Source organism: Dermabacter sp. HSID17554 (assembly GCF_003989295.1).
Taxonomy (GTDB): domain Bacteria; phylum Actinomycetota; class Actinomycetes; order Actinomycetales; family Dermabacteraceae; genus Dermabacter; species Dermabacter vaginalis.
In genome coordinates, this window is the sequence record NZ_RBLW01000002.1 from 241,378 (window position 1) to 267,749 (window position 26,372).

Here is a 26,372-nt window from a genome sequence, read left to right on the forward strand (position 1 = left end):
TCGGGTGTTATTCGTGTGTGGTGAACTCGATTTCGTATCCGGGGAATAGGCCAGAATTGAGCTCGAGCGTGTAGGGGCGGGCGGTGGTGATCCAGAGTGTTTCGTCTGCGAGCTCGAGCAGTTTCTCGAGTGCCTCGAGCGCGGGAACGGGGTCGCGGCCGCTACCGGTGAGCGCCCACGCGGTCCACGTGTATTCGCGTTGCGTGATCGTGGTGAACTCGATCGACGGCCCGGCGGTTACGAGGATCGCGCGGGCCCCGGCGGCGAGGGCCGCGCCCGCGTCGTGCGGGTCAGCCGTCACCGTCACATCGAGGCCTCGGCCGCGGGTCGCGGTCTCGAGCTCAGTGACGATGGTCGAGAGCTGTTCAGTTAGCGTGCTCATGCGATCCCCGGGCCTAAGTAGGGGCGAAGGATCGCATAAGCGGGCGTGAGCGGATCGAGGGCGGGCCGGGCCGGGTTGCCGAGTAGCTCGGGATCCCCATACGAGGGGGTACCGATTGCGCTCATTCGGCGGCCGTAGAGGTTCGCGCCTACCTCGAGGGCCGCGGCTTGCTCGATCGCCTCGGGAACCTCGCGGCCGCCGATACGGTCGCGCACGAGCTGCAGCGCCTGCTGCGCGCACGATGTCACGAAACTGTGGTCGCGGGCATCGGCGCGGGTGTAGGCGATGAGCAGCGGCGCGAGGCTCTCAGCGGTGAGCATTACGCCGCCGCCGCGCCGAGGTTGATCGGCAAGATCGCCTGCGGGAACGGATCGATGACCGCCATGTAACCGTAGAGCGAAAATTGCTTCGAGAGGTTGATGATGTTGTCGTCCTGCAGCTGCGTGGGAGAGTTGCTGTTCTCGAGCGTCTTGATCGCCGCGGAGTCGTAGAACGTGGCGGTGCGCTCGGGGACTTCACCGAAAAGGCAATGCACGGGGACGGTCGCGAGATCGCCGTTAGCCTTAGGCAGGTTGAGAGTGCCGGTGAACTCATCCGCGGCATGCACCTTCATCGCAGGGACGCTCGCGTACTCGAGGCGCTGCAGCTTCTTGAAAACGTCCTTGGACACGAGCAGGCCTTCGAGCGCGAAGCCGTTTTCGGTGTAGTGCTCGCTCGCGTCGATAATCGCATCGCGCCACCCGTATACCTTGGTATCGGTGAGGGTGAGCGCGGAGCTCGCGCGATCGGCGATAACCTCGAGGATCTTCTCGCGAAGCGCGTCATTCGTTGCCTTCGCGTAGGCGAGGCCGAGGGCCTTCATAACGGTGTCGAGGTATGGGAGGTTAGAGCGTTCGATAACCTGCCGCGAGAGCTCAGTCCACCCGCCGTAGGTTTCGATCGGGGCGCTCTTCGTGGTGAGAGTGACCTTACCGGGGCCGGGGAGGTTTACGCCCTCGGCGCTTTGCTTACCTGCCTTGAGGGTATTGTCGGTGAGCTGTGCATAATCGACGCTCATGCCGCTTGCGGGGAGTGCACCACGGTCGAAAAGGTTTACGAGGCCGCGGCGCTCTTGCACCCACTTGATGAACTCTCCGAGGTAGGTCTCATTCTTGATAGCACCGTCGGAGGTCTGGCCGGTGAAGGCGCGGTGGAATTCGATCGCGTCCTCATCGCCTGCCGCGACGGCCTTGAGGTATGCGCCCATCGAGCGCCAGCGCGGTTCGGAGGGGGCGGAGCTCGTGTTGAGCTCGAGGCCCTTGAGCGAGCGCTCGAGGTCCTGGAGGTGTTCCTCGATCGGTTGAATATCGGCGCGAGTGAGCGCGGTTGCGTTGGTCATGGTTGCTCCTTTTTCGTTTCGGGGGTTGCTGTGTCGAACGGTGGTTATCTTTGCGTTGGAGTAGGCGGGGAACGGTACGAGGGAGAACTCGAGGGCACGCACTTTGGTGTGGACGATGGTCTCGGGGTCCGTCGGTTCGCCCTCGTGCTCGATGCGGTACTCTTCTGGTCTGAATCCGATACTCATGCGGGTAATCACGCCGTCCTTGAGCAGGGTCGCGGCCTCGCGGCCCCTCGGCGTGTCCGATAGGCGGCCCGTGATCTCGTAGCCCTCGGGCGTGTCTTTCCCGGCCGTAATAGTGCCGATCGGTTCATCGTGCCGCCATAGCACGAGCGTTGGAACGTCGTCGCGGTTGAGGTCGATTGCTCCCGGCTCGAACCTTTCACGCTCGCCCCAAAGATCGATAGTTTCGCCGTAGGGCACGCCGATCCCGGTGAACTCGCGGCCCTCGTCGCGGGCGCGGATTCGCACGTCGAGGGCGCGGTCGCTCTCGATCGTCGCGCGGGTAATGCTGTTGGTCATGCTGTGAGCTCCTCGATAGGTTTCGTGATGCCGAGCGGGGGGAGATTCTCGATAGCGCGCACCTCGTCAATGGTCATGAATCCCGCGCGGATCGCGGTCTCGTGCGCTTCGTAGCGTGAGCTCGTGTCAGCTCGGAGCAGTGTCTCGAAGTTGAACCGCACAGTTTGACCGCGGGGAGCGAGCTCGGTGAGCGCTTCCTCGATCTTTCGCGTGTAGCTCGAGAGGGTGAAGCGGATAAAGCCAAGCCACTCTTGTTCGACGTTCGAGTACGTCATCGAGTTACCGTCAATCGCAGTGAGCATCAGGCTCGAGGGCACGCCGAAAATGCGGGCAATGTCGAGCGTGTCGAAGGCTTGCGCCTCGATCCACATTGCATCCTTCGGGGTAATGAGGATCGGCTCGTAATGCAGGCCCTTGCCGAGTACGCGGATTCGAGAGGGGTTATCAGTCTGCGCGAGGGGGTTGCCGTCCTCGTCCAGTTGATTCCATAGATTTCGATATTGCCGAGCGTCATCAGGCGTGAGGCGGTCATCGCTTGAAAGCACGCCGGAGGGCTGTCCGGTCTCCCACCACTGTGCGCTGTAGGCGTTCATGTCGCGGGCGCTGCGCATAGTGTTTTGCGCGGCTTGGATTGGGCCGATTCCGCGGGTCATTCCGGGGAGCGCGAGAAACTTGAGGTGCTTGATCCGGTCGCTCGTGTAGGTGCGCCCGTCGTAGTCGAACCGTGTAGCGCCGTGCTTGTCGCGCCACACCGTGACCGCGTGCGGGTTGAGCGGCGTGAGCTGCGTGGTCTCGGTCGCGGTCGCCCCACCTTCGCGCATGATGAATGCGTTGCCGGTTGCTGCGAGGGAGGTCGCGACGTACCCGAGAAACTGCGATCGAGGCATGTCGAGGCAGGGGCGGCGAACGAGCGCGGGAACATCCGCGCCCGTGAGCGTGATGCCGCCGCGCTCAACGTCAATGGAAAGTTGCTCTACCGCTGCCTGAATGATCTGGAGCGCGCGGAAAACGGCGGGGATCGTCGCTGCCTCGGAGATCGATACGGGGAGCGACTCGCGCGCGGGGGGAATGATGCCCGCCGCGATGTTCGCCTCATGGCGGCGTTGGATCCCGCCGGTGAGGTTGTCGAGCATGCGCGTTAGCCAGTTCATGCCCATCATGCTCACGCGCGAGGCGCTCGAGGGCGTAGCGGGCGAGGCGCGGGAATACAGTTCGCTACAGGTTAGAACAGTTGTATGCGGTGCGCTTCGCTGTGTTTGTGTGTCGCGTGCCAGAGCGCGGCCGAGGCCGCGATAATCGCGGGCACGGGGCCGAGGGAGCGGTCGCGGTCAATGAGCTCGATGCCGTTGCGGGTGCGTAGCTGAGCCGAGGCTACAGCGGCCTGCAGAACTTTCGATCCGTCGTGCTTGAGGCGGCGCTCATCGCGAGCGGCCGCGAGTAGATCGAGGTCAGCGGTCGAGCGCTCGGCCATGCTGAGCCTTCTCACGCTGAGCGCGGGCTCGCTATCGCCCTTCAGCGGGTGAATATCGTCGGTGATGCGGCGAACGGGGCCGCCATCATCGGCCGCGATATCGCTAATGCCGTAAGTGTCGCGTAGGTGCACGAGGTAGGGCTCGAGCCATGCCGTGCCCGGGGCTTGGTGCAGCACGCGCACGACGGGGGAGCCGTCCGAGTCGATCCAAGCCGCCACTACCGCCGCGCATGCGTTGCCGGGTGCCACCTCGATGCCGATCCCACACTCGGAGAGCTCGGGCACGGTCTCGGGGTCGCGAGCGAGATCCTCCCATACCTCGAGCGGAATAATCGAGTCAGTTACGACGGTTATCAGGTTCATGTAGGCGCGGATCCGCTCGGACTCGCTAACGCCCGAGGCATACATCTCGGTCGCGAGGTCATCCTCGGTAATTGTGTTCCCTAACGCGGGGTGGAATTCCCACCATGAGGCGCGGTCATCCGGGTCGAGGCCCTCGGGGAGCTGCCACGCAAAATAAGCGAGAGAGGGGTCGGCGCCGGTCTCGCCCGCTTCAACGTAGCGGTTCATAAACGTCGATTGTGCTGTGCCCTTGGTCGAGATCATCCAGATCTGTGCCCGGTTGCCTAGCGTAATCATGCCAGGGGAAGCACCGCCGAGCAGGGCATCGCCGAGTTGCTCGGTGTATTTCCATACCTCATCGAAGTCCACGAAGTGAGGGGTTTCGCCGTGTAGCGCGCCGTTTACTGGGCTGAACCTGGTCACGCGTGAGCGGTTCGCGTGGACCTGGAGGCCCTCGGCGCCGTTCGAGCGTAGCGATTTACAGAGCGGGCCGAGCGGTGAAGTCTCAACGCGTTCAATCATTTTCATGATGCGCTCGCGCGCGGCCTTGCCAGTTTGCGCGGTAGAAAACGCATCGATGCCGGGGCGGGTGAGGATCCTGTGAAGCCTCACGGGTTGCATAAGCGTCGATTTACCGGACTGCCGAGGAACCGAAACGAAAACGGTCTTGTATTTGTAGACTCGCTCGCCGTTTTCGTCGAGCCGATACTCGGTACCAATCTCCGCCACTAAGCGCTGCCACGGCATGAGCTCGAGCCCGAGCAGCCTCGCGACTCGAGCAATTTCCGCGCCCTCGCTCTTGTACGACGGGTCGCGCTCGGGCGCGAACGTGGGGGCGGGCGCGTGCGTGAACCGGGGACGCGCGAGGGCGGGGGCGGTCATTCTTCCATTTCCATGATTGCTTCGAGTACGCGGTCAAGGTCGCTCGAGGGCGCTGCCTTTTCAGGTTGAGGCAAGTCCATAAGCATGCGGTGCACTACGTCGTGAAACTGAGCTCGCCCGCTGGGGCGGCCTACGCCTCGGGACTCATCGAGCTCGCGCGCCGCCGCGAGCAACTGAGCGATCTGTCCCGCGAATAGCGCCGCGTCGAGGATCCCGTCCGCGATCTTGCGGTCTATCTCGGTTTGGACGGCGAGCTCAACCGGGCCGGGGCCGCTCGAGGCCGCCGGGGCGGGGGCGTCGAAAAGTGCGCTAGTGTTCTTAGTGCTCATTCTTTCCCCTTTTGTTTATAACCGGGTCGAGTTTTGTGGATAGTGCGCTATTTCGGGTTTTTTCTGGGTGGTTCGGGGGGATTTTTCCGTGGGGGCGCGGGGTGGACGGGGGAGCCGTGGTCAAAAAAACGGCGAGCGAGAGCGCGGCGAGATCGAGAGCGAGTCTATTCCTCATGCCTTTTGAACCAATCTTCTAGCGCCGCTAATTGTGCCTTTATTGTTTGGTTAGTTTGTTTTCGTTCTTTTATTCTTTGCTTTAGTGTTTCCTTTGGCGCGATCAATGTCTCGATCTCTGTCGCGTCGATCGTTCGCGCGGCCTGCTCCCTCGCGTTGCGGGTAGCGCCCGAGACGATGACCGCGGCACGCGCTGTTTTGTCTCGGCCGATCTGTCGTAGTGCTGCCTTGAACTCTCGGCCGTGATGCCCGTTCCACTCGGCGTTATCGGCGTCATACACTTTGAGGCCGTGCTCGCGCTCGAGCTCATGGGCGCGGGTAGTCTTTCCAGCGCCCGGGGGGCCGGTAATCAGCACTACGCGACGGGGTACCCCTTCATTCGCGATGGGGGTGAGAGGTCGAGATTCGCGAGGGGGTACCCCTTTATCTGTGGGGGCATCAGGTCGCGTGAAGTAGCTCAGCCCGCTGTGAACCTCGGCCGCGATCCCCTCGGAGGTTCGATCTTGTAGGGAGTAGTTGCAGCGCTTATGCGCGGGGCGAGTGTTCTCAACCGTGGTCACTCCTCCCTTTGATCGCGGGGTTAGGTGCTGCAGCGATTCATCACCGCGAGCGATAGAGAGCCCACAGATACAACACACGTAACCGTGAAGCGCGAGCGACTGATCCAGCAGCGCCCGGCGCTGGGATCCGCTCAGCGTCATGTAGTCATCCATTGCGGCGGCCTCGCTTTCGTTTCGTCGGTTCCACCTCGTGCGCCTCGATCCACGTCGAGAGCTTCCCCCGGTGGTACCGGATTTGGTTACCGATCTTTAGATACGCGGGGCCGCGCCCGGTCGAGCGCCACTCTTGCAGCGAACGTGTCGAAACGTCGAGGCCCCACGAGCTCAGCAGCTCAGCAGCCTCGGCGGGTGAGAGTAGCGGGCGCGTGCGCTCGCTCGAACGGTAGGCGCTCATCGGTGCACCCCGATGCGATAGGGATCAAGTAGATCGCCCGCAATGGTCATGAGGTCGAGGGCCTCGAGCATTAGGCGGTAAGCGTCGGGGTTGATCGGTAGGCGGCTCGAGTCATCACGGATCGCGGCGGCGGCAACGTCGATCTCGATCGCGAGCTCGCTAACTTTCGCGGCGTGATCGTGCAGCTTGATGCGTGTCTCGGCGGTCGCGTGGTCGATCGAGCTCTCTCGCTGTGTCATCGTTGTTTACTCTCTTCTAGTTTCTTTCGGATCATCGCGCGGTGCTCGCGCCACATTGCCGCGGTCGCGGGACTCATCCGCGGGTGCCTCGGGCAATCGGCTGCCCTGCAAGCACCAAACTCGTTCAAGATCGAGCCGCACTCGCTGCAGTACTGCACGCCGGTTCGGGCGGGATCGATGAATCGAGAGCACGAGCGGTTACGGCACTTACCCTGCGAGCGGTTATGCCTGCAGCTAGGGCACGGATCACTACGCCCGTACAGTGGTTGAGTTTCCATCGTTTCGTTTCTTTCGTTGAAGCAAGGGTGAGTAGTTCCAGCGGGCTTGAGCCGGGTGAAGCGTTCAAACTCTTTGGGAGGGAGTGAGGGAGCTGAGGGAGGATAGAGAGGCCCCCCCGTTTTGGGGGGACTCTCTTCGGTCGGTCGGTCGGTCGATCGGTCGAACGTCGAGGCGCTACGGGTATTACTCGCATGCGCTCGGGGCGGCAATTGCGATCGATGCAGGATTACTCCCCTCACGCTCTGCACGTGAACCCCCGGCGGCCCGGCCTTTTAGTACTCGGGGGCGCTCGATCGCTCGGCTCAGGCTGTCCTCATTAGGGGCGCCTTCCCCCCTGGCCCCTTTAGCAGTCGGGCCGATGCGCGCCTCAGTGTTTCGCCCTGAGTAATCGCCGCGCCTCGCACGCGGTGGTGTATTCAGTTATCAATAGGCCGGTGGTCTAGGGCGGGAACCGCTCAGGGAGCTCAGCGAGCAGGCCGCGAAGATCCTGGAAGATGTACCCGAGGTGCTTATCGACGATGAGCAGCTCGCTCGCGATCGCGGTGCGCTCATCGATACTGAGCGCGGTGAATAGTGGCCGCTTGGTCGAGCTAATGTCCGTGTAGATTCGTCGGAGCTCGCGGCGATTTGTTCCGAGGCGCTTCGCGATAGTCGTGATCTCGGCACGTTTTTCGAGTAGGTCGCGGTTCACCACGGCGGGGCCTCGCTCTCTTCGCCTTTTTCGTATCCCTCGATTAGGCCGAGGCAATATGCCTCGAGCTTGTCGAGGGCGTGAAGGTACCCGCGGCACTCAGGAGTGAGCGAGCTCGTATCGCCGTGCAGCATCCCTGCAGCGATCGCGCTTTGCAGTGCCCTAATTTGATTCAGGATCGGAAAAATGTTGCTGACCTGCGTCACTTGAGCCCACCTGCCTCGAGTGCATCGAGCTCGGCATCACTAGGCGGCTCAGCCGTGAGCACGTAAGCGATCGCGAGAACCTGCGTGGTGAGAACTGCGACGGTGAAGGCGGTAATAGCGAGCGCGGAGATCATTTCAGGGCCTTTCGGGAAGTGCCCGCGTACACTCGCGAGCATGGGAATATTTGGAAAATTGAGAAAGATCGTCCCGTCGAGTGCAGAAACAGTGGACCGGGAAGCGTGGGCGAACGCGGTCCACGAGCACACGGGGGAGGTATGGACGGGTAATCCGATTGAGTTCGGTGCCCGGGTAGATTTGGCAGGCCTCGCGGCTCAGGTACCGCGGAACTCTGTTAAGCACTTTTGGGCGGCCTACTACCGCGGGCGCGTTTACGAGCTCAGCGGCGTTGAAAACGGACTCATTAAGCGAGGCGCGTGCCTCGGGTCCGTCGATCTCGATGACGAGATCAGGGCGGATATTCGCGGCGTAAACGTTTGTCTTTTGCGCCTCGCTGTTGAAGGTCGCGGGAAGCGTCAAACAATTGAAGGCGAAGCGATATTCGGGAGTGACTACCGATATCGGCCGCGCGCGATGTGGGACTGACATGGTCAATTCGCTTTGCTCGCGGTAGCCGCGGCGAGTGCGTCGATCTTTTCGCCGTCAAACAGATAAGCGCCGTTACGCCCGGGGAGTTTCTCAAGTGGGACTAGCTTGCCGTCGGCAACTTGGCGCGCGATCGTGCGCGGCGTTACACGTAGCAGCTCGGCGGCCTCGCGCGTAGTGATAAGTCTGTGCATGGACATATGTCTAGCTTTAGTCGAGGCGTAGACATATGTCAAGTTTTGGCGGTTGAGCTAATGGTCAGCGTTTGTATGTTTTGGGGGCTGTGTCTAAAGTTAGACACATGAGCATGCAACCTGCGGCCGGGGCCGTTCCTGAGATCACGCTCGCGCAACGCCTAAGAATTGCTAGGGAGTTCGCGGGGCTAGAGCAGACCGAACTATCCGAGAGGGCACAGATTAGCCGGGCAACGATATCGGCCTCGGAGCGCGGGCGAAGCGTCCCTTCGCGCTCTGTGCTTGCCCTTTGGGCATTCGCGTGTGGTGTCGATCGCGACTGGTTGAGAACTGGGCATAAAAATACCCCCTCACCTGATGGTGAGGGGGTTGAAGCGCGCCCGGAGGGATTCGAACCCCCAACCTTCTGATCCGTAGTCAGATGCTCTATCCGTTAAGCTACGGGCGCTTTTTGTCTGTTCTCTCGAACTGACCTGTATTACTTTACTCCGCTACGGCCCGAAGTGCGAGCCGAGGGCCCGTGAGTCTAGTCACGAGCCCTCGGCTGCGGTGCGCTCAGGGCGCGGAGGGGTTACTGCTTACCGAAGGTCTGGCCGGGGTTGTCCTGGGGGGCCTGATTGCCAGGGCCGCCGAACGGGTTCTCCTGGAATCCCTGGTGAGGCGGCTGCTGCCCCTGCTGCGGTGCTTCGTAGCTGCCCTGCTGGGGAGCCTGGTAGCTCGGCGGCTGGGGCGCGTTCGAGGTGCCCTGCGAGGGGTGCTGGCCGAAGCTCGGCTGGGCACCCGGCTGTGCATGCTGCCCCTGCGGCTGCGCGCCTCCGTGGGTCGAGCTCTGGAAGGATCCCTGCTGCTGGAAGTGTGCGTCGCCGGCACCGGACTTCTTCTTGCGCTTCATGAACACGAGGGCGCCGATGACAACCGCCGCAAGGACAAGGAGAAGAACAACAACGACCACGATGATGACGATGAGCCAGGGGAAGCTGCTGCCCTCGGCCTTGATGTTGATGTCTGAGAAGTATTCTTTCGTGTCGGTGATGTGGACCTTGTTGCCGTCGATCTTGCCGACGCTCGATTCGGTGACCTTGCCGGGGAAAACGAAGGTGAAATCGACCTTGAAGCCGGCAGCCGCCGCCTGGTCACCAAATGAACCCTTCGAGTCTTCGTGGTAGGTGTAGGTGTCCGATTCCTCGTCGTACTTCAAGGCATCGCCCATGGGGTTTTTTTCATCCTTTTGGCCAGAGAAAGTGCACACGACCTCGTCGTCTTTCTCCTCTAGCTTGAGATCCGGCTTGGTCTCACCAGTAAATTCCTTAAGAGCTTCATCGCCGCAGAACTGAGAGGGGGTCATGCCGATTTCCTCGAGCGAGGATTTCTTTATTGAGACGACACCCTCGAGGGTGATCTTTTCGGGGCTCTCGATGTTGATGGTCGCGTCAAGCTTGCCGCAACCCGCGAGGAGAAGCATGAACGGGATGGCGAGCAAGGCGGCGAATTTCTTGAGGGGGCGTGGCTGTGTGAGCGTCACGTGGAACCTTTCTTTCATGAAAACGCGGGTGTGTGCTGGTCGACAACGATGGCTGGTCAGTGGTTGGCAGAAGTGGGACCCTGGTCGCCGTAGAAGTTCTGGGGACCGTTGCCCTGATAAGGCTGGCTCTGCTGCGGCGCCTGGTTGTGCGGCTGCGACCATTGCGGCTGCTGGAACTGCTGAGCCTGCTGGGGGAAGGCGGGCGAGGGGTTCTGGCTAAAAGGAGGCTGGCCCTGCTGCTGGAAATTCTGGACGTTCGCGGCGGCCCCCTTCTTCTTTTTGCGCATCAGGAAGAAGAGTGCGGCTGCGGCTGCGACGACGACGAAGAGAAGCACAAGCACGACCACGACGATGATGACGATGAGCCAGGGGAAACCGGAGCCTTCGGACTTGATCTCGTACTCCGAGAGAAACTCCTTGATATCGGTGATGTGGACCTTGTTGCCGTCGATTGTGCCGACGCTCGACTCCGTGACCTTGCCGGGCATGACGATCGTGACGTCAGCCGTAAAACCGCCTCCGGCGAGCTGGTCGGCGATCCGCGGTAGGGGCAACATGCTTTTTAGCGTGTACGTGTTCGAATCTTCGTCGTAGGTGAGGATTTTCTTGATGTCCTTGGCGTCCTCGACCGTACTGGTGAACTCGCATTCGAAGGTGTCGCCGCTTTCCGTCAGTTTCACCTCGACCTTGCCTTGGGTCGTTTCTCCACCGTCATTGGTGGTGTCTTTCGCGGAGCATACGTCCGCGGGTTTCGCGCCGATCAGATCAAGTGAGGAGGTCTGCCCGGTCACGACTCCCTCCAACACGACCTTCTCGTCGCTCTCGACGGTGAGCGTTGCCTCCAGCTTGCCGCAACCGGCGACGAGGAGGACGAAGGGGATCATCAGGAGGGCTGCAATTTTTTTGAGTGCGCGTGGCTGAGTCATCGTCATGAGGATGCCTAGGGGTAGGAGGGTTGTGTCCGAGTGCACACTACCGCACAGGAGCGCCGCTAGTCTTCCGTTTCCCGGGAAGCTGAGCCCGGTGGCATGCCCTCGCCGAAGACGGGGGAGGCTTCGGGTCGTTTGGGATGCACGGCATCTCCCGAGCTTTCACCCCGGATGCGCCGCATCACCCAGGGGCCGAGGTGGTCGCGAGCCCACACGAGGTCCTTCTCGGCAGCCTGGCGCCACGTGCGCTGCGGCGGGTCGTGGGGCTTAAATTCGCGAAGCTCGTTCGGGACGTCGAGGGTGGCAAGGACTTCGCGCGCAATCGTGTGGTGGCCGAGTGGTGAAAAATGCAGGCGGTCCTCGGCCCACATGCCTTCGTGCACGAGCTGGCGGGTGGCCCAGAGGTCCACAACGAAAGTGTTATAGCGCTTCGCGATCGTGCGCATGTTTTCGTTATAGATCGCGGAACGCCCTCGGATGAGGTTCAGAACGGGAGTGTTGCCAACGTCGGGTCCGGTCCACAGGATGATGTCGGTGCCCGTTTCGGCGAGTTGAGCGACGGCGACCTCGATATCGGAGGCGATCGCGTCGGGATCGCCGCGACGGATCACATCGTTGCCGCCCGCGAAGAAGCTCACGAGGTCCGGCTTGAGATCGATCGCCGGTTCGAGCTGCTCCTCGATGATTTGTTTGTAGAGCCGGCCGCGGATCGCGAGGTTCGCGTACGCGAAATCGGGGCACGTGCGCCCGAGCTCTTCGGCGACACGATCTGCCCAACCGCGGACCCCGCCTGGAACGTTCGGATCGGGGTCGCCGATACCTTCCGTGAACGAGTCACCGATGGCGACAAAGCGCCGCCATGGGTGAAGGGGTGCGGTTTGTGTGTCGCTCATGCTACCTCCAGAAAGTCAGGAGTCCCCCGCCCGCGAGAAGGATGCCGATGCCGACGGCGAGGTTCCAATCGCCAATGGGGAGCGGATACTGCGCACTCGAAATGTAGTACACGACCATGTACAAAATGCCGAGGATGAGGAGTGTGACGGCGGTGGGCACGAGCCACGCGGGGCTCGGTTTGTAGGCCTCGGCGGCGCTTTCTTGTGCGCGACGTGAGCGGCGGGTTTCGGCCTCGGCGCGTGTCACTCGATCCCGTGCGGGTTGATTCTGCTGGGTGGGGATGGTCGAGGAACGCCGAACTTTCTTGGCCATGGGTAACGGTAACCTTTCACAACTGGAACGAGGGTGTCGGCCCCGGCCCGAGGGGTGGGAGCGGTGCCGGCAGCGGCATATATTAGGGTACAGTGCGTGAAGGAGTAGGTTCGTTTGATTCCGACGCCTGCCGATTAAACCCCCTTCCGAATCGGAGACATTGTGACCTCTTCCCGCCACAGGCGAGTGCCTGAGCGTAAACGCGGCATAGCCTCGAGCATTATCGGTGTGCTCGGCGAACTGTTGATTACCGTCGGAGCTTTCCTCCTCCTTTTTGTTGTGTGGCAGCTGTGGTGGACAGACGTCGTTGCCGACCGCGAGCACGCGGTGATTATTCAGGAGCTTCAGTCGAAGTGGGGCGGGCCTTCGCCTAAGAAGATTGCGCCGCCGGAAAAAGGTGAACCGCCGAAGATCGAGAATGTTAAAGAAAACGAGGTGTGGGGCGAGCTTCACGTGCCGAAGTTCGATAAGGCCACGTCGCCCATGGCCGAGGGCGTGAGCATGGAGAAGGTCCTCAACGTGATCGGCAACGGCCACTACCCCGACACGGCCCTTCCCGGCGAAGTGGGGAACTTTGCGTTCGCCGGTCACCGCTCGACGTATGGCCGGCCGCTGCACGATATCGCGCGGCTTGAACCCGGTGATCCGGTGATTGTTGAAGGTCCGAAGGCCTATTACGTGTATTACGTAACGGGATCGGAGATTGTGCAGCCGAACGACGTGCAGGTGATTGCCCCGGTTCCGAATAAACCGGGGGAGGAGCCCACGGAGCGGATGCTCACCATGACGGCGTGCCACCCCATGTATTCAGCCGCGCAACGTTACATCACGTACGCGAAGTACGACCACTGGGTTGATCGCAGCAAGGGCATCCCCAAAGAGCTTGCGGAGGTAAAGAAGTAATGTACGGCTGGCTCTACAGGATCATTCCGGGCCCATGGTGGGTCAAAGTGCTCGTGCTACTCATCCTCTTTGCGGCCCTCGTGGTGCTGCTGTTCGGGTGGGTGTTCCCCGTGATCGCACCGTATATGCCGTTCAACCAAGGCACAGTTTCGGCCCTCGCCGCTTACTAGCGCGTTCAGCGAGGCAAGCGGCGAAGGCGTGCCCCTCGACACGGAACCTTCGGTGCGTCCTCAGTGAGGGGTGACGGGCGTGAGGAGGGGTGCGAGCCCGCGGGCGCGGTCCTTTGCGCGTGAGCCATCGCGGCCCTCGGCAAGCTCAAGGAAGAAGGCGAGCATCGCATGCCCGTCTTTCGTGAGCACGCTCTCCGGGTGGAACTGCACGCTGTGAAGTGGAAGGCTTCTGTGAGACAGCCCCTGGATGCTGCCGTCGTCAGCGCGGGCCGTGATCTCAAGAATGTCCTCATCAACCGTATCGGGAACAACCGCGAGCGAGTGATACCTCGTCGCTTCAAAAGGTGTAGGAAGCGACGCGAAGGGGCCGCGACCATCATGATGGATGAGGCTCGTTTTGCCGTGCATGAGCTGCGGCGCGTGCGTCACGGTCGCACCGAAATAGTGGGCGAGCGATTGCAGACCCAGGCAGACTCCAAACATGGGAGTTGAGGTACGGGCACATTCGCCGATCACCTCGAGCGTGCAGCCCGCGGTGAGAGGGTTGCCGGGACCGGGGGAGATGAGCACCCCGTTGAACTCCGAAAGATCGGGGGTGCCGCCCGTGGATTCGGGGATGGCATCATTGCGCGCGACGACGCATTTGGCCCCCAACTGTTCGAGGTACCCGACGATCGTGTACACGAACGAGTCGTAATTATCGACAACGAGGATGCGGCACGGGGCGCTTGAGTGTTCAGTTGCCGCCATTGCCGCGGCCCCGACCGTTCCCTTTGCCATTGCCATTGCCATTGCCATTCCCGTTGCCGTTGCCATTCCCGTTGACTGGCGAAACCGTTGGTGCGGGGGTGGTCGTCTCCGGCGTAGGTTCAGGCGTTGGCGTGGGTTCCGGACCCTTCGACACGATGATCGTGACGCTCGAGCCCGACTTCACCTCGGAATTAACCTCGGGATCCGTGCGGATAACGCGCCCCTTCTCCACGGTGGCAGAGAACTCCTCTTGCACGTGAGTGCCAAGGTTGAGAGCTGGGTCGCTCAAGCGGGCACGAGCCTCTTCGAGAGTTTGGCCCACCACATTCGGGATCGTCACCGGTCCGGCCTCTGCAGCGACGACGAGACGCACGGTCGAGCCTTTTGCTGCTTTGCCTTCGGCGGGTGTTTGCTCGAGAACGGTGCCGATCGTTTCGCCGTCCTTCGCCTCGCGGCCGGCTACAGTCACCTCAAATCCGGCATCCTTGAGGGCCTGTTCGGCGTCGGACTGGGTGAACCCAACCACGCTGGGAACCTCCACCTGGCCACTCGAGACCCACACTTTTACGGCGCTGCCCTCCGGCGCGCTCGCGCCCTCGCTCGGCTCAGACCGGAGCACAACATCCTTCTCAAACTCGGCGGAGTCTTCCGTACCGGCAACGGACATGGAGAAGCCGGCCTCTTCGAGGGCCTGTTTCGCCTCGTCCTTAGTGAGGCCCTCGAGCTTCGGGACGGCAGCGGCATCGGGACCGCTCGAGACGACAACGTTGACGGTTGAACCCTTGACCACGTCGGTGTCGGCCTCTGGGTCGGTTGAGATAACGAGGCCTTCGTCGACTTCCGTGCTTGCTTCCTCGGAGAACTGTGGAGTCAGCCCCGCCTCGGTGAGGGTGTTTTTCGCATCGCTTTCCGCCATGCCCACGACCGAGGGAACACTCACCTGCTCAGGCTCGCGATTCTGCTGCGCAATGAACCACCACGCGGCCCCAGCCACGACGAGGAGGAGAACGATGAGCGCGGCAATCCACTTACCCGCATGGCTCTTTTTCTCCTCTTCCGGCGCGATCTCCTCAATAGCGCTGTGTGCCCCCCGAGGTGCGGGCGAAGCTGAACCTGCGGCGGGGGCATTCGAGGTGGCGAGTGGAGCCGTGTGCGCGGGGATGATCTGAGTTTCTTGGTCCTGGAACGAGTCCGGGTTCGAGAAATCCGAGGGGCTTAGGACCTGCGTTGCCGCTTCGGCGCTCGCGGGGCCAGCAGCGCCCGCGGCGGCCGCGCCGAGAATGCGCGGTTCACGGCCCGCCGCGGCATCGCGAATGTCCTTCGCGAAATCCGCGGCGCTCTGGTAGCGCACCTCGCGATCTTTCGCGAGGCCATGGAGCACGACGGCATCCATGTACTTACCGAGGTTCGGATTGTACGTCGAAGGGACAACTGGAGTCTCGCGAACGTGCTGGTAGGCGATCGATACGGGGGAGTCCCCCGTGAACGGCGGGCGGCCCGTGAGGAGCTCGTAAAGCACGACGGCAGCCGAGTACACGTCGCTGCGCGCATCCACCTGCTGGCCGCGCGCTTGCTCTGGCGAGAGGTACTGCGCCGTGCCCATCACCGCCTGGGTTTGCGTCATCGCCGCCGTGGACTCGGATACCGCGCGAGCGATACCGAAGTCCATGACCTTCACCTCGTTGTTCTTCGTGATCATGATGTTGCCGGGCTTGATATCCCGGTGAACAATGCCCGCGTTGTGCGAGTACTCAAGCGCGCTCAGCACGCCCTCCATGACCGCCGAAGCGCGTTGCTCGCTCATCGGGTTTTCTGCGGAGATGAACGAACGCAGAGTGTCACCCTCGACGTATTCCATGACGATGTACGGGATCGTCACTTCTTCGCCAGTGGGCTCCGTGCGGTGATCCTCGCCCGTGTCGTAGACGCCCACGATGGTGGGGTGGTTGAGGCCTGCAGCCGACTGCGCTTCGCGGCGGAAGCGCTCCTGGAAGTGCGGGTCACGAGCGAGATCCGAGCGCAGAACCTTGAGGGCGACCGTGCGGTGCAGGCGCGTGTCGCGCGCAAGATATACCTCAGCCATACCGCCGCGCCCGAGAAGGCGTCCGATTTCGTAGCGGTTGCTGAGCAACATGCGGTCTTCGCTCACAATGTCACCGTAGCCTTCCTCAAAAGTGCGCTGACGTCCGCGCCAGTCCAGTCTAATGAATCTGCACTCGCGCCAAGGGACACGACCCCCGTCCCCACGAGAATCGCCACAATCGCAGCGATCACGACCACCGCAATGACGATGATGAGCGGCAAGCTGACCTTACCTACGCTCTGCCCCGTGGATGTCCCGCGGCGAGCCGCCTCACTGTGCTCGCTGCTCGCGCTCGAAGCGGAGTTGGCGCTCGCGGCCGAACGCGCGCTTGGTGCCGAAGCCGCCGTGGACGACGAGCGGATCGTGACGGGTTTCGACCCGACGCCCGCAAGCGGCATCGCCGCAGTCCGCGTTCCCGTGGGGGAAATCGGATTTGCCGTGCGAGAGTTGGCCTTCGACGTGATTTTGCGGCTCGAGTGCGTGCCGTCGTTCTTCTTCGAGGTGGCACCCGCGTCTGAGCGTGCGCCCGGTGCACGAACGGCGCTCGTCCCGAAGCGCGGTTCTTCACCTCGTTCGATCGAGTCGAGTATGCGTGCAACAACGGCTGCCGAGCGTGGCCGGTTCGCGGGAGCCTTCGCAAGCATCATCATGACGAGGCGCCGCAGATCCGCGTTGATGCGCTCGGGAAGTTCCGGCGGTGCTTCCTTGACCTGGGCCATCGCGATCTCCACCTGGCTCGTGCCCGTGAAGGGGCGGGAGCCGGTGAGCATTTCGTAGGCGACGATGCCGAGAGCGTAGATATCGGAAAGGCTCGTGGCTTGCTTGCCCATTGCCTGTTCGGGTGAAAGGTACTGCGCGGTGCCCATCACGAGGCCCGTCTTCGTAAGTTTCGCCTGGTCATTTGACCGGGCGATGCCGAAGTCGGTGATCTTGAGCGCCCAGTCGTTCTTGTCGTCAACGAGAACGTTCTCGGGCTTGACATCGCGGTGCACGACGCCCTTCACATGCGCGGCGTCGAGTGCTTTCGAGAGCTCCTTGAGGATGGCGATGACGCGCTCTTCGCCGAGGCCATCGGGATTCTCCTCGATGATGTCGGAGAGCGGCCGGCCCTTGACGAGTTCCATCACGATATAGGCGCGGCCATCGAGCTCACCGTAGTCGTAGAGGCCAGCGATCGCTTCGTGTGCGAGGGCGGCGGTATGGCGTGCCTCTGCGCGGAAACGCTTGAGATAGCCCTCTTCGCCCGCGAATTCCTCGCGCAGAACCTTGACGGCAACGGGACGGTCGAGTTCCTTGTCCTTGCCTTCCCACACTTGGCCCATGCCACCCGTGGCGATAAGGCGAGTGAGTTCGTAGCGTCCTTCGAGAACGAGTCCTTTACGTGTTTTCATGCTATTCCTCGATCACTGCCTTCATGAGGTCTCGCGCGATGGGGGTGGCGGCGGTACTTCCGTAGCCGCCTTCCTCGACGACAACGGCCACCGCGACCTTTTTGTCGCCTTTAACGGCGTAGCCAACAAACCACGAGTGGGGTTTTTTCCCATTCGCCCACTGCGCAGTTCCCGTTTTTCCGCCCACGTCGGCACCGTCGATTTGCGCCCGCTTGGCGGTGCCGTCGGTGACCGTTGCCTCCATCATTTGCCGCATCTGCGCGGCATGCGCGGCGGAAAGTGGCTGACTCTTCTTGTGTGGCGTGAGCGTCGTGATTTCCTTGAGGTCACCCGTGCGCACCGACTTGATGAGCTGGGGCTCCATGACGATCCCGTCGTGGGCGAAAGATCCGGCCATCATCGCCATTTGGAGCGGGGTCACCTTGTCTTCGTACTGGCCGATGGAGCTCATGGCGAGCTGTGCGTCGTCCATATCGGAGGCGATCGACGAAGGCGTGACGGCGAGGGGAATCTCCATTTTCTCGCCGAAGCCATACTCGGCGGCCTTCTTCTTCAGAGAGTCTTCGCCAAGCTGCACGCCGAGCATCGCGAATGAGGTGTTGCAGCTTTGTTCGAGAGCCGATTGCAAGCTCGACACATCGTTCGGGCCGCATGGGGAGGTGTCGCCCCTCGGGTGGTTCGCCAGGGAGACTGACGAGTTCGGCAGCGGGTAGCTTCCGGGGCCGGGAATCTCCGATTCGGGAGTGTAGCTGCCGGAATCGAGCGCAGTTGCGGCCACGAGAAGCTTGAACGTTGAGCCCGGCGGGTACAGGTTCCCCGCGATTGCACGGTTGTGCATGGGCTTATTCGGGTCGTCGTTGAGCTGCTTCCACGCTTTTTGCACGTCTTTCGAGTTGTGCGAGGCAAGGGCATTCGGGTCGTAGCTCGGGGTTGAGACCATCGCGAGCACTGCGCCCGTGGTGGGGTCGATCGCCACGGCCGCTCCCCGGCGTTTGCCGAGGGCTTCGTAGGCAGTTTCCTGTGCTTGTGGGTCGATCGTGAGTTCGACCTGCGCGCCTTGCGGGTCGTGACCGGAAAGGACGGTCATGAGGCGGTCGTAGAAGAGGGAGTCGGCCTTGCCCGAGAGCTCTTCGTTCGCGGCTTTTTCCATGCCGCCGAACCCGTACACGACGCTGTTGTAGCCCGTGACGGGTGCGTACAGGGGGCCACGAGCGTATTCGCGCTTGAGGCCGTACCGGTTGTTGACCTTCGTACTCGAGGCGACTGCCACGCCGTCCACGACGATCGGCCCGCGTGGGCGGCCAAACTCGTTGTAAATCGTGCGGGCGTTGCGGCCATTGGAGTTGAGCTCTTCCGCTTTGATGACCTGGAAGTACGTGGTGGAGCCGAAGAGGAAGAGCAGGAGCACGGCGAGCACGAGGGAAACGTGGCGAAGTGGCTTATTCATGCGGTCACCTCCGCGTCCATGGTGCGTCGTGAGTGCTGCTCGACCGCGAGGGTCTTTTCAGTTTCGCCGAGGCTGCGCGCGGCGGGCCTTCGCGCGGCGTCGCTGAGCTTCATGAGCAGGCCCACGATGATCCAGTTCGCCACGAGGCTCGAGCCGCCCGCTGCCATAAACGGCAGCGTGAGACCCGTCAGAGGGATCACTCGCGTCACGCCGCCCACGACGATGAATACTTGAAGACCCAGTGTGAAAGAGAGCCCGGCCGCGATGAGCTTCCCGTAACCGTCGGAAATCCCCACCGCCGAGCGGAGTCCGCGCTGCACGAAAAGCGCGTAGAGCGCGAGGAGCGCGAACACGCCCACGAGGCCAATCTCTTCCGCGACCGAGGCGAAAATGAAGTCGGACTGCGCGAACGGGACCGTGTCTTGGCGGCCTTCACCGAACCCCGTGCCGAAGATTCCACCGTTCGCGATGCCGAAGATGCCGTTGTTGATTTGCCCGCAGTTACTGAAGTTCTCGCGGCTCATGGGGTCGAGCCAACACTCGAAGCGCCGCTGTACGTGCCCGAGCTTGAGCACGTAGTAGATCCCGGGAGGGGCAAACATGAGCGCGCCGATGATGAACCAGCTGAGGCGATCCGTGGCCGTGTAAAGCATCACGACGAACAGACCGAAGAACAGAAGCGAGGTGCCAAGGTCGTTTTGGAAAACGAGCACGGCGGTCGCGCCTGCCCACGCGAAAAGAAGCGGACCGAGATCGGACCAGCGGGGGAGCGTGATGCCAAGGATGCGCGGGCCCGCAAGAGCGAGGGTATCGCGCCTTGACACGAGGAAGCCCGCGAAGAACATGGCAAAGAGGATCTTCGCGACCTCGGCGGGCTGGAACGAGTAGCCCGCGATACGGATCCAAATGCGCGCACCGTAGTTTGCGGCACCGATACCGGGTGCGAGTGGGAGGAGCAGGAAGAGGAGTCCGACGGCTCCTGTGATCCAGGTGTAGCGACGTAGCTGGCGGTGATCCTTCATGAGCACCAGGACACCGATCACGCAGGCGAGGCCGAGTACGGTCCACATGATTTGGCGTGAGGCGAAACCGTGCCCCCAAGACGTGTATTTGGCGTAGACGAGGTCAACGCTCTTGATGGTGGCGAGGCCCACGAGGTTCACGAGGAAAGCGATCGGCAAGAGCAGCGGGTCGGCATAGGAGATCCGCAGCGACGCGACGATGTACGTGAGCAACGCTGCGACGCCGAGAGCACCGATCTGCCACCAGGTCGAGGAGGCGATTTGCTCGTTGCGGCCGAGATCCACGAGGACGTTAGCGCCGAGGCCGATCGCAAAAGCGGCAACGAGCAGAACAAGGTGCAAAATGCGCCTTGTTCGTGCCTGGTAGCTGATCACCGTTGCCACTATTGCCCACCGTCCGAGGGGGTACCGCTCGAGTCGCTCGCGCCGCCCTGATCGCTCGCGTCCGCGGAGGTGTCCTTCGAGAGGCTCCCTTCGGCTGCGAGCTGTGCAACGATGCGGTCGGCATCCTCGCGGTTCTTCGCGCTGATGGTGTTCGTGACCTGGGTTTGTGTCACGGGCTGCAAATCGTTCAGGGCAACGTCGGTGACTTCCTCTTCGTGGGAGAGGGAGAGCGGGCCGAGGTCCTGAGCGATGCCTTTGTAGACCACGACGTTTTCGCCGTCGCTGCCCACGTAATACTGGTCCTGCGTCCAGTCGTAAGCGAACCACACTCCGCCCACGAGAAGCGCACCGATGAGGGTGAAGAGGGCAATCACGGGCCACGTGGAGCGCCGGGGAGGTTCTTCTTCGTAGTCTTCGTCTTCGTAGGGTGCCTCTTCGCGGGTGAGGGCCGCGGCGCGCGCCGCGGGGCCCGTTGCAGCGGTGGGGCGGTGACGGTCGCGTGCGGCGGCGCCAACCACGACGCTCCCGCTCGAGGGGCCTGGATCGCCCTTGCGGAGAGTGTCAAGATCGATGACATCCGCGATGACGCACGTGATGTTATCTGGGCCGCCGGCCTTGAGGGCGAGTTCGACGAGGTGCTCGGCGCATTCCTCGGGGTCCTCGACCGTGGCGAGGACGTCGCTGATCGTCTCGAAAGATACGAGGCCCGAAAGGCCATCGGAGCACAGCATCCAGCGGTCACCCGGGACGGCGGGCTTGAGGCTCAGGTCGAGTTCTGGATCGGCGTCAACGTCGCCGAGTACGCGCATGATCATGGAGCGCTGCGGGTGGCGTTCGGCTTCTTCGGGCGTAAGGCGGCCCTCGTCGATGAGACGCTGCACGAACGTGTGATCCTTTGTGACCTGCGTGCACTGACCATCGCGTACGAGGTAGGCGCGTGAATCACCGATATGGACGAGCGCGAACTTATTGCCCGCGCGAAGGAGCGCGGTGACTGTCGTGCCGAGCCCCGCGAGCTGTGGTTCTTCGCGTGCGCGCCTCAGGATCGCGTCGTTGGCATCGAGAACCGCGCTTTCAAGAGCGGCGACGATGTCGGTTCCGGGAGCGTCGGTTTCGAGTTCGGCGAGTGTTCCCACCGCAACGGAACTCGCGACGTCACCGCCGGCGTGGCCGCCCATGCCGTCGGCGACGACGAGGAGGTGCGAGCCAGCGTAACCGGAGTCTTGGTTGTTCGAGCGTACGAGCCCGACGTCTGTTTTCGCGGCGTAGCGCAACGCGATGGTCATCGGGGGCCTCGCCTCAATTCAATTTGGGTGTTGCCGATCGTGATGGCGGCGCCCGGTTTGAAGGGCGCGGAGCCTTCGAGCGGCTTGCCGGCGAGCGTCGTGCCGTTAGTGGAGCCCAGGTCCTCGACATACCATTCGCCGTCGTGCGGGAATACCCGTGCGTGACGGTTGGAGGCGTACTCATCTGAGAGCACGAGTGTGCATTCGGGGGCCCGGCCAATAAGGATCGGCGAGGCTGCGAGGCGAATGGTGGTGCCGCGAAGCGGGCCGGCGGTCACAACAAGCTGAGTTTGCACGGCATTCGGGTCGGTGGTTTTCTGCCCCTGATGGAGCGCAGAAGGGTCGCTTACGGTGCGCCGCTCAGCCCCTGCCTTTCGGCCGCTCCCGCCGCGCGTAATGACCGTGGTTCCAAAGAGGTCGTTGCGCATAACGATGAGCGCAACGATGACGAAGAGCCACAGCGCGACGACGAAGCCGAAGCGCAGAACGATGAGGGTTAGCTCGCTCACGCAGACCTCACCACTCGGAGGGAGCGCCCGAGGGCAGAATGACGGTGAGGCGAGTGCGACCGATACGGATCGTGGCGCCATCGGGCAGACCGGTAGGGGTCGTGATGCGCTCGCCGTTGACAAACGTGCCGTTCGTGGAGCCGAGATCAGTCGCGGTCATAGCGGTGCCATCCACGCGCAATTCGAGGTGGTGGCGGCTCACGCCCGTGTCGTCGAGAATGATGTCGCTATCGCCCCCGCGGCCAATCACGGTCACGCGTCCCGTGAGCAGGTATTGCTGGCCGTCGATCTCAAGGATCGGCTGGAAGTTTTCGCCGCCGGTCGTGGCGGGTGCGAGCGAGGAGCGTTCGGTGCTCGATTCCGTTTCGAACCGGCCGGCCTTGACCTCGTCATCGCGCTTGAGGGCGACGGTCACGTTGCCCACGAACAGGTACTTTTGCTGATCGGCGTGGTCCACGAGGATTCGCTGCAGCTCTTCCACGAGGGTGTCTTCCCACGAGGCGAAGCGTTCGTAGTCCACGGAGTTGAGGTACACGGAGTACGTGTTGGGTGCAAGCGTGCGGGCGCGATCGAGGACCTGGATCTGGTCGTCGCATTCACGCTTGAGCCCCTGGGCGAGGTCAAGCGGCTTAATGCTGCCGCCGCGCGAGAACACGTTCGACACTCCGCGGTCGAGGCTGCGCTCGATTCGGTCGAGAAAACTCAACGTGGGTCTCCTTGGGTAAACGTCGTACGCCGCGAGTCTATCGCGTGCGCCGCATGCACGATTCGTTCAGATGTAAGGATGTGGTGGAGGATTGGTGTATGAGTGATGTGCACGCGAATCCCGCCCACGTTGATCCGGAGTCTCTTGAGTCGCTCCTCTCGCCCTTGAGCTTTGATTCGGCCGTTGGCCTCATCAGTTCCGACGGTCGCTTAATCACCGCGTACGGGGACCTTGACCGAGTGTTCCCGCTCGCGAGCGTCTCGAAGCTGATCGCGACATACGCCGCGCTCGTCGCGATTGATCGCGGAGCTCTTGCCCTCGATGATGCTGCGGGTGACGAGACTCCACAGGGCTGCACGGTCGAACACTTGCTTGCCCACGCCGCCGGTTATGCGTTCGAGGGCGGGGAGTTTCTTGCCGCGCCCGGAAAGCGCCGCATGTACACGAATGCGGGTATCGAGCAGCTCGGGCGCGTTGTTGCGCGCGCGGTCGGCACGGACTTTGAGCGGTGGGTGTGCGAGAGCGTGACGGAACCGCTGGGGATGGAGGGCGTCGAGGTAGCCGGCTCGCCAGCCAAGGACTACCGCGCAAGCATCGAGGATCTTCTTGTGCTTGGTCGTGAGTTCATGAGCCCCACGCTCATATCGTCTGAGCTTGCTGAATCCGCGCACCGCCCCCATTTCCCGGATCTTTCCGGTGTGCTTCCCGGTTACGGCCGCCAAAGCCCGAATGACTGGGGTCTGGGTGTGGAGATCAAGGGGAAGAAAAACCCGCATTGGACGGGCGCCCTTAACTCGGAGCGCACGTTTGGGCACTTCGGCCAGTCGGGGTCGTTTCTCTGGGTTGACCCGGAGGCGGTTCCGGGTGGGCTCAGCGCAGCATTTTTGTCGTCGAAGCCGTTTAGTGAGGAGCATGCCGGCGTGTGGCCCGCTCTCAACGACACCCTCGTTCGGGCGGCGCGAGCGCAATCCTGAACAACGATGCTGTTCACTAGGTCACTATTGTGGAGTAACGACACGAAGTGAGAGGAACGGGCAGTGCAGCAGGCTAGCGATCAGGGTACGAAACGTGGGCTCCGCATTATTGTCGCAGGCGGTGACGGTTTTTGCGGCTGGCCCACGGCGCTGCACCTCTCGAAGCAGGGACACGAGGTCACGATTATTGACTCCCTCGTGCGTCGCGACATCGATGACGAACTCGGCTCGAACTCAGTGACCCCGATTCTCCCTCTCGAGCAGCGCGTCGCCGCATGGAAGGAAATCTCGGGATCGAGTATCGACGTACGGATCGGCGATCTTGGCGACTACGACTTCTTGAGCGCAGTCGTCACCGAGGTGCAACCCGAGGCCTTCGTGCACTTCGCCGAGCAGCGCAGCGCTCCCTATTCGATGATCAACCGTGAGCACGCCATTTACACGCAGCGCACCAACGTCGAGGGGACGCTCAACGTTCTGTGGGCGATCCGCGACTTCGCTCCAGAATGTCATCTCGTGAAGCTCGGAACGATGGGCGAGTACGGCCAGCCCAATATCGACATTGAGGAAGGCTTCATCGAGATCGAACACCGCGGCCGCAAGGACCGCCTGCCGTTTCCGAAGCAGCCGGGTAGCTTCTACCACCTCTCGAAGGTGCACGATAGCGACAACATCATGTTCGCGTGCAAGATCTGGAATATCGCCGCGACCGACCTCAACCAGGGCATCGTTTATGGGCTCCACACGAATGAGACCCGCATGGATCCTCGCCTCGTGAATCGCTTCGACTACGACGCGGTGTACGGTACAGCGCTCAATCGCTTCCTCATTCAGGCCGCGGTCGGCCACCCCCTCACGGTGTACGGGGAGGGCTCCCAAACTCGTGCGTACCTCAATATCGAGGACACCGTGCGGTGTATCGAACTCGCGTGCTCGAACCCCGCGGCGCCCGGTGAGTTCCGCGTGTTCAACCAGTTCACGGAGTCCTTCAGCGTTGAGGAACTCGCCGTCAAGGTCGTCTCGGCAGCCGCGCAACTCGGCATTGATGCACGGATCGACCACCTCGAGAACCCGCGCGTGGAAAAATACCACCACTACTTCAACGCGGTGAATACGCGCCTTATCGATCTTGGCCTCGAACCGCACCTTCTTACCGAGAGCGTGCTCGTGGAGATCCTCGAGTCAGCCCGCGCTCACACCGACCGCGTGAAGAACGAGTTGATCCTCCCGGGCGTCACGTGGCGCAAGTAAACCTCCGGGCTGGCGAGGCGCCACTCAAGGTTCTCCTCGTGACCGAGACGTTCGTGCCGAGCGTCGACGGGGTCGTCACGCGCCTGAGCCACCTCGTTGATCACCTCCTCACCGAGGGACACGAGGTGGAGATCATCGCGCCGGGGCTTGGCGTCGAGAAATACCAGGTGGCGTCGGAATCCACGAAGCTGCGCCGGGGCCTGAGCGCTCCCATTCACGGTGCCCGAACCGTGCACGTGCCGTTCTACCCGAGCCGGCCCTGGTCGCTCCCCACCCCTTCCGCACACCGCCTCACCGAGCGGGTCGTGCGGGAGTTTCGCCCCGACGTTATCCATGCCGCGCAGCCGATCCTGCTCGGCCAGACAGCCGTCCGCGCGGCGCGGCGGTACCGGATTCCGCTTGTCGCGAGCTACCACACGAATCTTCCTGCATATCTTTCCCGATATCGCGCGTGGGCGTGGAGCGCGCCGATCATCGCACAGGCAACTCGGCGCCTCCACCGCGGTGCCGCCGTCAACGCCGTCACGAGCGAAGCGATGCGCAAGGAAGCTCGTTCGATGGGGCTTGAGCACGTCGAGGTCGTGCGCAGGGCCGTGGACACGCGGCTTTTTCATCCGGCGGAGAGTCCGACGCCAGCCCCGCCACATGGCGACAGACAAGGCAGATTGAGGCTGCTTTTCGTGGGGCGTCTCGCCGCCGAGAAAGATCTGATTCGACTCGTGCCCCTCATGCGTCGCCGCGATGATCTTGAATTGACGATCGTGGGTGAGGGGCCGCAGCGCGCCACCCTCGAGCGTGAGTTCCGCGGCACCCGCACGCAGTTCGCAGGACTTCTCCGCGGCGAGGCTCTCGCGCAAACCTACCGCGCGCACGACCTCTTCGTGTTTCCCTCCGTGACCGAGACGCTTGGCCTCGTGCTACTTGAGGCGATGGCTTCGGGCCTTCCGCCCCTCGCGGCTCGCTCCGGCCCCACGAAGGAGCAAATCGTTGACGGTGAAACGGGTTTCCTCTTCGGCAGCGAAACTGAACTCGAGCAGAGGCTCAATGTACTCGCGGGAAAAAGGGGCGTGGAGCTAAGAGCTTCCGTGGCAGCCGCAGCGCGGCGCGAGGCTGAAAAGCACTCGTGGGTAGCCGCGAGCGAGGACTTCGTGGATCTTTACCGCCGCGCGATCGCGGGTCGATAGCGGCGTGGA

31 protein-coding genes and 1 tRNA gene are annotated in these 26,372 nt (G+C 62.4%); 7 read left to right on the forward strand and 25 right to left on the reverse strand.

Annotated elements, in window-relative coordinates; translation table 11 throughout:
- Positions 1 to 7 precede the first annotated feature (7 nt).
- The 11 genes from D8M36_RS04135 to D8M36_RS10055 form a co-directional block, all read right to left on the reverse strand.
- The gene (locus D8M36_RS04135; RefSeq protein WP_126846970.1) at positions 8 to 382 is read right to left on the reverse strand and encodes a hypothetical protein; all 375 of its coding nucleotides are present in this window, start codon (positions 380 to 382) and stop codon (positions 8 to 10) included.
- A complete protein-coding gene (locus D8M36_RS04140) occupies positions 379 to 702 on the reverse strand; it encodes a hypothetical protein (RefSeq protein WP_126846972.1) in 324 nt (107 codons plus the stop codon). The genes D8M36_RS04135 and D8M36_RS04140 overlap by 4 nt, the downstream gene beginning before the upstream one ends.
- Entirely contained in the window at positions 702 to 2,282 is a 1,581-nt protein-coding gene (locus tag D8M36_RS04145; protein WP_126846974.1) for an HK97 family phage prohead protease, read from the reverse strand. Before D8M36_RS04145 ends, D8M36_RS04140 begins: the two co-directional genes overlap by 1 nt.
- Complete coding sequence (locus D8M36_RS04150; RefSeq protein ID WP_161970201.1) at positions 2,279 to 3,433, reverse strand: phage portal protein; 1,155 nt, start codon at positions 3,431 to 3,433, stop codon at positions 2,279 to 2,281. Before D8M36_RS04150 ends, D8M36_RS04145 begins: the two co-directional genes overlap by 4 nt.
- A 71-nt stretch (positions 3,434 to 3,504) precedes the next feature.
- The gene (locus D8M36_RS04155; protein ID WP_126846978.1) at positions 3,505 to 4,977 is read right to left on the reverse strand and encodes a terminase large subunit; all 1,473 of its coding nucleotides are present in this window, start codon (positions 4,975 to 4,977) and stop codon (positions 3,505 to 3,507) included.
- Complete coding sequence (locus D8M36_RS04160; protein ID WP_126846980.1) at positions 4,974 to 5,306, reverse strand: hypothetical protein; 333 nt, start codon at positions 5,304 to 5,306, stop codon at positions 4,974 to 4,976. Before D8M36_RS04160 ends, D8M36_RS04155 begins: the two co-directional genes overlap by 4 nt.
- A 164-nt stretch (positions 5,307 to 5,470) precedes the next feature.
- Positions 5,471 to 6,193, reverse strand: a complete 723-nt coding sequence (locus D8M36_RS04165) for an AAA family ATPase (protein ID WP_126846982.1) — start codon at positions 6,191 to 6,193, stop codon at positions 5,471 to 5,473.
- Positions 6,186 to 6,434: a helix-turn-helix domain-containing protein gene (locus tag D8M36_RS04170; RefSeq protein WP_126846984.1), complete on the reverse strand. Its 249-nt coding sequence runs from the start codon at positions 6,432 to 6,434 to the stop codon at positions 6,186 to 6,188. Before D8M36_RS04170 ends, D8M36_RS04165 begins: the two co-directional genes overlap by 8 nt.
- Entirely contained in the window at positions 6,431 to 6,673 is a 243-nt protein-coding gene (locus D8M36_RS04175) for a hypothetical protein (RefSeq protein WP_126846986.1), read from the reverse strand. The genes D8M36_RS04170 and D8M36_RS04175 overlap by 4 nt, the downstream gene beginning before the upstream one ends.
- 718 nt (positions 6,674 to 7,391) lie before the next feature.
- Positions 7,392 to 7,646 carry a hypothetical protein gene (locus tag D8M36_RS04180; RefSeq protein ID WP_126846988.1) on the reverse strand — a complete coding sequence of 85 codons (255 nt, stop codon included), beginning with the start codon at positions 7,644 to 7,646 and terminating at the stop codon, positions 7,392 to 7,394.
- A gap of 199 nt (positions 7,647 to 7,845) precedes the next feature.
- Complete coding sequence (locus D8M36_RS10055) at positions 7,846 to 7,983, reverse strand: hypothetical protein (protein WP_153246501.1); 138 nt, start codon at positions 7,981 to 7,983, stop codon at positions 7,846 to 7,848.
- Positions 7,984 to 8,041: 58 nt separating this feature from the next.
- Between D8M36_RS10055 and D8M36_RS04190 the strand changes: the two genes are divergently transcribed.
- Positions 8,042 to 8,452: a hypothetical protein gene (locus tag D8M36_RS04190; RefSeq protein WP_148110240.1), complete on the forward strand. Its 411-nt coding sequence runs from the start codon at positions 8,042 to 8,044 to the stop codon at positions 8,450 to 8,452.
- Positions 8,453 to 8,457: 5 nt separating this feature from the next.
- Here the strand turns inward: D8M36_RS04190 and D8M36_RS04195 are convergent, their stop codons facing one another.
- A complete protein-coding gene (locus D8M36_RS04195) occupies positions 8,458 to 8,646 on the reverse strand; it encodes a helix-turn-helix domain-containing protein (RefSeq protein ID WP_161970202.1) in 189 nt (62 codons plus the stop codon).
- Positions 8,647 to 8,759: 113 nt separating this feature from the next.
- Here D8M36_RS04195 and D8M36_RS10465 point away from each other — a divergent pair, with 113 nt between their 5' ends.
- The gene (locus tag D8M36_RS10465; protein ID WP_446717763.1) at positions 8,760 to 9,056 is read left to right on the forward strand and encodes a helix-turn-helix domain-containing protein; all 297 of its coding nucleotides are present in this window, start codon (positions 8,760 to 8,762) and stop codon (positions 9,054 to 9,056) included.
- On the opposite strand, the gene D8M36_RS04205 is transcribed toward D8M36_RS10465, so the two are convergent.
- From D8M36_RS04205 to D8M36_RS04225, 5 genes are all read right to left on the reverse strand, one after another.
- Positions 9,022 to 9,094, reverse strand: a tRNA-Arg gene (locus D8M36_RS04205). The genes D8M36_RS10465 and D8M36_RS04205 overlap by 35 nt on opposite strands.
- A 123-nt stretch (positions 9,095 to 9,217) precedes the next feature.
- Positions 9,218 to 10,168 carry a hypothetical protein gene (locus D8M36_RS04210; RefSeq protein ID WP_126846997.1) on the reverse strand — a complete coding sequence of 317 codons (951 nt, stop codon included), beginning with the start codon at positions 10,166 to 10,168 and terminating at the stop codon, positions 9,218 to 9,220.
- A gap of 56 nt (positions 10,169 to 10,224) precedes the next feature.
- Positions 10,225 to 11,094 carry a hypothetical protein gene (locus D8M36_RS04215; protein ID WP_126846999.1) on the reverse strand — a complete coding sequence of 290 codons (870 nt, stop codon included), beginning with the start codon at positions 11,092 to 11,094 and terminating at the stop codon, positions 10,225 to 10,227.
- 65 nt (positions 11,095 to 11,159) lie between these two features.
- Positions 11,160 to 11,990, reverse strand: a complete 831-nt coding sequence (locus tag D8M36_RS04220) for an SGNH/GDSL hydrolase family protein (RefSeq protein ID WP_126847001.1) — start codon at positions 11,988 to 11,990, stop codon at positions 11,160 to 11,162.
- Between the two features lies 1 nt (position 11,991).
- On the reverse strand, positions 11,992 to 12,303 hold the full coding sequence (locus tag D8M36_RS04225; protein ID WP_016663349.1) for a cell division protein CrgA: 312 nt from the start codon (positions 12,301 to 12,303) through the stop codon (positions 11,992 to 11,994).
- A 186-nt stretch (positions 12,304 to 12,489) separates the two neighbouring features.
- Here D8M36_RS04225 and D8M36_RS04230 point away from each other — a divergent pair, with 186 nt between their 5' ends.
- Positions 12,490 to 13,206: a class E sortase gene (locus D8M36_RS04230; RefSeq protein WP_238638377.1), complete on the forward strand. Its 717-nt coding sequence runs from the start codon at positions 12,490 to 12,492 to the stop codon at positions 13,204 to 13,206.
- Positions 13,206 to 13,376 (forward strand): hypothetical protein, encoded by a 171-nt coding sequence (locus D8M36_RS10135; RefSeq protein ID WP_164497571.1) that lies wholly within the window; start codon positions 13,206 to 13,208, stop codon positions 13,374 to 13,376. Before D8M36_RS04230 ends, D8M36_RS10135 begins: the two co-directional genes overlap by 1 nt.
- Before the next feature lie 60 nt (positions 13,377 to 13,436).
- On the opposite strand, the gene D8M36_RS04235 is transcribed toward D8M36_RS10135, so the two are convergent.
- The 8 genes from D8M36_RS04235 to D8M36_RS04270 are packed head-to-tail and all read right to left on the reverse strand — an operon-like array spanning position 13,437 to position 22,954.
- Positions 13,437 to 14,126, reverse strand: coding sequence for an anthranilate synthase component II (locus D8M36_RS04235; RefSeq protein WP_126847395.1), 690 nt, complete (start codon positions 14,124 to 14,126; stop codon positions 13,437 to 13,439).
- Positions 14,113 to 16,260, reverse strand: coding sequence for a Stk1 family PASTA domain-containing Ser/Thr kinase (pknB, locus tag D8M36_RS04240; protein WP_126847397.1), 2,148 nt, complete (start codon positions 16,258 to 16,260; stop codon positions 14,113 to 14,115). Before pknB ends, D8M36_RS04235 begins: the two co-directional genes overlap by 14 nt.
- Before the next feature lie 11 nt (positions 16,261 to 16,271).
- Positions 16,272 to 17,600: a serine/threonine-protein kinase gene (locus tag D8M36_RS04245; protein ID WP_126847003.1), complete on the reverse strand. Its 1,329-nt coding sequence runs from the start codon at positions 17,598 to 17,600 to the stop codon at positions 16,272 to 16,274.
- Position 17,601: 1 nt separating this feature from the next.
- Positions 17,602 to 19,047 carry a peptidoglycan D,D-transpeptidase FtsI family protein gene (locus D8M36_RS04250; RefSeq protein ID WP_126847005.1) on the reverse strand — a complete coding sequence of 482 codons (1,446 nt, stop codon included), beginning with the start codon at positions 19,045 to 19,047 and terminating at the stop codon, positions 17,602 to 17,604.
- A complete protein-coding gene (locus tag D8M36_RS04255; protein WP_238638378.1) occupies positions 19,044 to 20,444 on the reverse strand; it encodes an FtsW/RodA/SpoVE family cell cycle protein in 1,401 nt (466 codons plus the stop codon). The genes D8M36_RS04250 and D8M36_RS04255 overlap by 4 nt, the downstream gene beginning before the upstream one ends.
- A gap of 8 nt (positions 20,445 to 20,452) precedes the next feature.
- Positions 20,453 to 21,739, reverse strand: coding sequence for a Stp1/IreP family PP2C-type Ser/Thr phosphatase (locus D8M36_RS04260; RefSeq protein ID WP_126847007.1), 1,287 nt, complete (start codon positions 21,737 to 21,739; stop codon positions 20,453 to 20,455).
- Positions 21,736 to 22,248, reverse strand: coding sequence for an FHA domain-containing protein FhaB/FipA (locus D8M36_RS04265; RefSeq protein WP_065248471.1), 513 nt, complete (start codon positions 22,246 to 22,248; stop codon positions 21,736 to 21,738). The genes D8M36_RS04260 and D8M36_RS04265 overlap by 4 nt, the downstream gene beginning before the upstream one ends.
- Positions 22,249 to 22,255: 7 nt before the next feature.
- Complete coding sequence (locus tag D8M36_RS04270; RefSeq protein WP_034370950.1) at positions 22,256 to 22,954, reverse strand: FhaA domain-containing protein; 699 nt, start codon at positions 22,952 to 22,954, stop codon at positions 22,256 to 22,258.
- A gap of 98 nt (positions 22,955 to 23,052) precedes the next feature.
- Between D8M36_RS04270 and D8M36_RS04275 the strand changes: the two genes are divergently transcribed.
- The 3 genes from D8M36_RS04275 (at position 23,053) to D8M36_RS04285 (ending at position 26,363) form a co-directional block, all read left to right on the forward strand.
- Entirely contained in the window at positions 23,053 to 23,928 is an 876-nt protein-coding gene (locus D8M36_RS04275) for a serine hydrolase domain-containing protein (RefSeq protein WP_126847009.1), read from the forward strand.
- A gap of 63 nt (positions 23,929 to 23,991) precedes the next feature.
- Positions 23,992 to 25,179 carry an NAD-dependent epimerase/dehydratase family protein gene (locus D8M36_RS04280; protein ID WP_126847011.1) on the forward strand — a complete coding sequence of 396 codons (1,188 nt, stop codon included), beginning with the start codon at positions 23,992 to 23,994 and terminating at the stop codon, positions 25,177 to 25,179.
- A 38-nt stretch (positions 25,180 to 25,217) separates the two neighbouring features.
- Complete coding sequence (locus D8M36_RS04285) at positions 25,218 to 26,363, forward strand: glycosyltransferase (RefSeq protein WP_238638379.1); 1,146 nt, start codon at positions 25,218 to 25,220, stop codon at positions 26,361 to 26,363.
- Positions 26,364 to 26,372 lie beyond the last annotated feature (9 nt).